Raw genomic sequence first — 6,465 nt, 5'->3', positions numbered from 1 at the left:
TCGGGCATGCCCGAGTTCCGTGGGGGGAGGGTTAGGGTCGGTGCGCCCTACGCCGGAGCCGCCCGATGAACCCCTCCCGCCTGTTCATCCTGCGCCCGGTCGCGACCACGCTCCTGATGCTGGCGATCCTGCTCGTCGGCATGATCTCCTATTTCAACCTGCCGCTCTCGGCCCTGCCCTCGGTCGATTACCCGACGATCCAGGTCCAGACCTTCTATCCCGGCGCCAGCCCCGAGGTGATGACCTCGGCGGTGACGGCGCCGCTGGAGCGGCAGTTCGGCCAGCTCGCCAACCTCAACCAGATGACGTCGCAGTCCTCGGCCGGGGCCTCCGTCATCACGCTCCAGTTCAACCTCGATCTCGGCATCGACATCGCGACCCAGGAGGTGCAGGCCGCCATCAACGCGGCCGGCAACCTGCTGCCGGGCGACCTGCCGGCGCCTCCCGTCTACGCCAAGGTCAATCCGGCCGACGCGCCGATCCTGACGCTGGCGCTCACCTCCAAGACCCTGGCGCTGACGCAGGTCCGCGATCTCGCCGAGACGCGGCTGGCCCAGAAGATCAGCCAGGTCTCGGGCGTCGGCCTCGTCTCGATGGCGGGCGGGCAGCGGCCGGCCGTGCGGGTGCGCTTCAACGCCTCGGCGCTCGCGGCTTATGGCCTCAACATCGATGACCTGCGCACCACCATCAACAACCTGAACGTCAACACCCCGAAGGGCTCGATCGACGGGCCGACCCAGTCCTTCACCATCAACGCCAACGACCAGATCCGCGACCCCGCCGCCTATCGCGACGCGGTGATCGCCTACCGCAACGGCGCGCCGGTGCGGCTCTCGGCGGTGGCCGAGGTGGTGGAGGGCGCGGAGAACACCCAGCTCGGCGCCTGGATGGACACCACCCCGGCGGTGATCCTCAACATCCAGCGCCAGCCCGGCGCCAACGTCATCGCGGTGGTGGACCGGATCAAGGCGCTCTTGCCCCAGCTCCAGGCGACCCTGCCGGCCGCCGTCCAGGTGACCCCGCTCACCGACCGCACGGTGACGATCCGGGCGTCCGTCGAGGACGTGCAGTTCGAGCTGCTGCTCGCCATCGCCCTCGTGGTGCTGGTGATCTTCCTGTTCCTGCGCTCGCTGCCCGCGACCCTGATCCCGAGCCTGTCGGTGCCGCTCTCGCTGGTCGGGGCGCTCTCGGTGATGGACCTGTGGGGCTTCTCCCTCGACAACCTGTCGCTGATGGCGCTCACCATCGCGACCGGCTTCGTCGTCGACGACGCGATCGTCGTCATCGAGAACATCGCCCGCCACGTCGAGGAGGGCGACAGCCCGATGGAGGCGGCCCTCAAGGGCTCGCGCGAGATCGGCTTCACCATCATCTCGCTCACCGTCTCGCTCTTGGCGGTGCTGATCCCGCTGCTGTTCATGGGCGAGGTGGTGGGGCGCCTGTTCCACGAATTCGCCATCACGCTCGCCGCCACCATCGTCATCTCCGGCGTGGTCTCCCTGACCCTGGTGCCGATGCTCTGCGCCCGGCTCCTGCGCCACGAGGCGCCCCAGGCCCGCGCCGCCGGGCGCCTGTCCGATGCCGGGCGCCGGCTGATGGAGGGCGGCATCGCCTTCTATGGCCGGACGTTGCGGGGCGTGCTCGCCCACCAGTGGCTGACGCTGCTGGTCGCGATCGGCACCCTGGTGCTGACGGTCTACCTCTACGTCGTGATCCCGAAGGGATTCTTCCCGGTCCAGGATACCGGCCTGATCCAGGGGATCACCCAGGCCGATCAGACCGTCTCCTACAGCGCCATGGCCGAGCGCCAGCAGCGCCTGGCCGAAGCGATCCTGAAGGACCCGGACGTGGTCAGCCTGTCGTCGTTCATCGGCGTCGACGGCCAGAACGTGACGCTGAATTCCGGCCGCTTCCTCATCAACCTGCGCCCGCGCGAGGAGCGGGCGGAGAATGCCAGCGCGATCATCCGGCGGATCTCCGCCCGGGTCGCCGACGTGCCGGGCATCGCCCTGTTCATGCAGCCGGTGCAGGACCTCACCATCGACACGGCGGTGAGCGCGACGCAATACCAGTTCATCCTGGAGAACCCGGATCCGAACGCCTTCGACACCTGGGTCCCGCGCCTCGTCGACCGCTTGAAGCAGATCCCGGATCTGGCCGACGTGGCGAGCGACCGGCAGGCGAGCGGCTTGGCCGCTTACATCACCATCGATCGCGCCACGGCCGGCCGCTACGGCATCACCCCGGCCTCGGTCGACAACGCCCTCTACGACGCCTTCGGCCAGCGCATCATCTCGACGATCTTCACCCAGTCGAACCAGTACCGGGTGATCCTGGAGGCCGATCCGGAGCTGCACCGGACGCTGGAGTCGCTGCAACGGATCTACCTGCCGTCCTCCACCGCCACCAACGGGCAGGTGCCGCTCACCGCCATCGCCCAGGTGAGCGAGCGGCGGGCGCCGCTCCTCATCAGCCATCTCGGCCAGTTCCCGGCGACGACCATCTCGTTCAACCTCGCGCCGGGCGCCTCGCTCGGGCCGGCGGTGGCGGCGATCCGGGCGGCGGAGGCGGAACTGGGCATGCCCGACAGCTTCCGGCTGATCTTCCAGGGCTCGGCGCTCGCCTTCCAGGCTTCGCTCGACAACACCCTGTTCCTGGTGCTCGCCGCCATCGTGACGGTCTACATCGTGCTCGGCGTGCTCTACGAGAGCTTCGTCCACCCGATCACGATCCTCTCCACCCTGCCATCCGCCGGCATCGGGGCGCTGGCCGGGCTGATGCTGTTCGGGCACGACCTCGACATCATCGGCATCATCGGCATCGTGCTGCTGATCGGCATCGTGAAGAAGAACGCCATCATGATGATTGACTTCGCGCTCCAGGCCGAGCGCGAGGAGGGCATGAATCCGCGGGATGCGATCTATGACGCCTGCATCCTGCGCTTCCGCCCGATCCTGATGACGACCTTCGCGGCGCTCTTCGCCGCGGTCCCGCTGATCCTCGGGACGGGCACCGGCTCGGAGCTGCGCCAGCCGCTCGGCATCTCGATCGCCGGCGGGCTGATCGTGAGCCAGATCCTCACCCTCTATACGACCCCGGTGATCTACCTCGCCTTCGATCGCCTGGGTCGGCGCCTCTCCGGGCGCCGGGGCAGCGGACTCGCCCCCGGGGAGGCGGTGCCGTGATGAGCACGACGGCCGAGCGCATGAACCCTCCCCCCTCTGCGGGGGAGGGTGCCCCGCGGAGCGGGGCGGGAGAGGGGCAGCGCGACGCTGATCCAGATCGCGCCCTTCAAAACGGTTCCGCCTCATCCGGAAGCGTGGTTCCCCTCTCCCGGCTCACTGCGTTCGCCACCCTCCCCCGCAGAGGGGGGAGGGTCGAGCGTGGCGCCCCCGGGGCCGCCCCATGAACCTCTCCGCCCCCTTCATCCTGCGCCCGGTCGCCACCACGCTCCTCACCCTCGGGGTGCTGCTCGCCGGGCTGTTCGCCTTCGTGCGGCTGCCGGTGGCGCCGCTGCCGCAGATCGACTTCCCGACCATCCTGGTCCAGGCGTCGATGCCCGGCGCCAGCCCCGACACCATGGCGACCACCGTGGCCGCCCCTCTGGAACGGCGCCTCGGCCAGATCGCCGATGTCGACCAGATGACCTCGACGAGTTCGGTCGGTCAGACCCGGATCGTGCTGCAATTCGGGCTCGACCGGGACATCAACGGCGCCGCCCGCGACGTGCAGGCGGCGATCAACGCCGCACGCGCCGACCTGCCGACGGCGCTCCGCCAGAATCCCACCTACCGCAAGTTCAATCCGGCCGACGCGCCGATCCTGATCCTCGGCCTCACCTCGAAGACGCTCAGCCCAGGCGCGCTCTACGATTCCGCCGCGACCGTGCTGGCCCAGAAGCTGTCGCAGCTCGAAGGCATCGGCAACGTCGATATCGGCGGCTCGTCGCTGCCGGCGGTGCGGGTCGAACTCGACCCCAACGCCCTGTTCAACTACGGCATCGGATTGGAGGGCATCCGCGCCGCGCTCGCCAGCGCCAACGCCAACTCGCCGAAGGGCGCGATCGAGGCCGGCGAGCGGCGTTACCAGCTCTACGCCAACGACCAGGGCCGCAAGGCCGCCGATTACCGGGACATCGTCGTCGCCTACCGCAACGGGGCCGGCGTGCGCCTGCGCGACGTCGGGCAGGTGGTCGACGGGGTCGAGGACCGGCGCAACCTCGGCCTCGTCAACGGCCAGCGCGGCGTGCTCCTGATCGTCTACAAGCAGCCCGGCGGCAACGTCGTCGAGACGATCGACCGGCTTAAAGGTGCGCTGCCGCAGCTCAAGGCTGCGCTCCCGGGCGACACCGAACTGATCGTCACCGGCGACCGATCGCTGACCATCCGGGCGTCGCTGGCGGAGGCCGAGCGCACCTTGATCATTTCGGTCGGGCTGGTGATCCTGGTGGTGTTCGGCTTCCTGCGCTCCGCCCGCGCGACGCTGATCCCGGCGGTGGCGGTGCCGATCTCGCTGGTCGGCACCTTCGCCGCCATGTGGCTGTGCGACTACAGCCTCGACAACATCTCGCTCATGGCCCTGATCATCGCGGCCGGGTTCGTGGTCGACGACGCCATCGTGGTGCTGGAGAACATCCAGCGCCACATCGAGGACGGGCGCTCGCGGGTCGAGGCTGCCCTGCTCGGCGCCCGCGAGGTCGGGTTCACGGTCCTGTCGATGAGCCTGTCGCTGATCGCGGTGTTCCTGCCGATCCTGCTCGCCGGCGGCATCATCGGGCGGTTCTTCCAGGAATTCGCCGTCGTCCTGTCGCTGGCGATCCTGATCTCGCTCGTCGTCTCGCTCACCACCACGCCGATGATGTGCGCCCGGTTCCTCAAGCCCGAGGCGCACGGCGCCCGGCCGGGTCGGCTGGCGCGGGGGCTGGAGGCGGCATTCGAGGGGCTGCTGTCGGGCTACCGCGTCACCCTCGATTGGGCGCTGCGCCACGGCGTGACGGTGATGCTGGTGCTGCTCGCAGCGGTCGTGCTCAACGTCTACCTCTACGTGATCGTGCCGAAGGGGTTCTTTCCCCAGCAGGATACCGGCCAGATGATCGGCGGCATCCAGGCCGACCAGCGCATCTCGTTCCAGGCGATGAGCGCCAAGCTCCGCCGCGCCACCGCCATCGTCCAGGCCGATCCGGCGGTGGAGAGCGTCGTCGGCTTCACCGGCGGGCGTGGCACCAACTCGGCCAACGTCTTCGTCGGCCTGAAGCCGCTCGGCCAGCGCGATCCGATCAGCGACGTGATGACCCGCCTGCGGCCGAAGCTCGCCAGCATCCCGGGCGCCCGGCTCTACCTGTTTCCGCGCCAGGACTTTTCCGTCGGCGGGCGCCAGAGTTTTTCGCAATATCAGTACACGCTGCAAGGCGACACCAGCGAGGAACTCTACACCTGGACCCCGAAGCTGCTGGAGGCGATGCAGAAGGACCCGACCTTCACCGACGTCACCTCCGACCAGCAGCAGGGCGGCCTGGAGACGCGGCTCGTCATCGACCGGCCGACCGCGTTCCGCTACGGCCTGACCCCGGACCAGATCGACAACACCCTCTACGACGCCTTCGGCCAGCGCCAGGTCTCGACGATCTACAACCCGTTGAACCAGTACCATGTCGTGATGGAGATCGCGCCGCGCTACCTCGACAACCCCGAGACGCTGAAGCTGATCTACGTCTCGACCTCCGGAGCCCGGGCCCGCGGCTCGGCCACCACCAACGCGGTTGCCGGCACGGTGGCGAGCGCCGCGACCGCGCCGACCGACGCGACGAGCGCCGCCGCCGCAGTGGCGACCGATTCGGCCCGCAACGCCGCCACCAACTCCATCGCGGCGGCCGGCCGCTCCAGCGCCTCGTCGAGCGCCGCGGTGAGCAGCAGCAAAGAGACGATGGTGCCGCTCTCGGCCTTCGCCAGCTTCGAGACCGGTTCGACCCCGGTTCAGGTCAGCCACCAGGGCCTGTTCGTCGCCACCACTTTGTCGTTCAACCTCGCCCCCGGCAAGAGCCTGAGCGATGCCACCGCGGCGATCGACGGCCACATGCGCGACCTGCGCCTGCCGGCCACCATCCACGGCGAGTTCGCGGGCTCGGCGAAGAGCTTCCAGTCCTCGTCCTCGCGCCAGCCGCTGCTGATCCTGGCGGCGTTGCTGGCGGTCTACGCGGTCCTCGGCATCCTCTACGAGAGCTGGGTCCACCCCCTCACCATCCTCTCCACCCTGCCGTCGGCGGGGATCGGGGCGATCCTGGCCCTGATGCTGGCCGGGGAGGAATTCGGGGTGATCGCGCTCATCGCGGTGATCCTGCTCATCGGCATCGTGAAGAAGAACGCCATCATGATGATCGACTTTGCCCTCGATGCCGAGCGCACGCGCTCGCTGAGCCCGCGGGAGTCGATCCGTGAAGCCTGCCTCTTGCGCTTCCGCCCGATCATG

2 protein-coding genes are annotated in these 6,465 nt (G+C 69.0%); both read left to right on the top strand.

The window, feature by feature from the left end; genetic code table 11:
- Window positions 1–65: 65 nt before the first annotated feature.
- Window positions 66–3,185: an MdtB/MuxB family multidrug efflux RND transporter permease subunit gene (locus tag VP06_RS31035; protein ID WP_048467681.1), complete on the top strand. Its 3,120-nt coding sequence runs from the start codon at window positions 66–68 to the stop codon at window positions 3,183–3,185.
- 220 nt (window positions 3,186–3,405) lie between these two features.
- A partial coding sequence (locus VP06_RS31030; protein ID WP_048467680.1) for an efflux RND transporter permease subunit occupies window positions 3,406–6,465 on the top strand: 3,060 nt, incomplete at its 3' end.

This window comes from Methylobacterium aquaticum, assembly GCF_001043915.1.
Taxonomy (GTDB): Bacteria; Pseudomonadota; Alphaproteobacteria; order Rhizobiales; family Beijerinckiaceae; genus Methylobacterium; species Methylobacterium aquaticum.
This window is presented reverse-complemented; position numbering and strand designations above follow the sequence as displayed.

Coding starts and splice junctions, on each gene's coding strand:
- VP06_RS31035 (WP_048467681.1), top strand. CDS start 66: ATGAACCCCTCCCGCCTGTTCATCCTGCGCCCGGTCGCGACCACGCTC.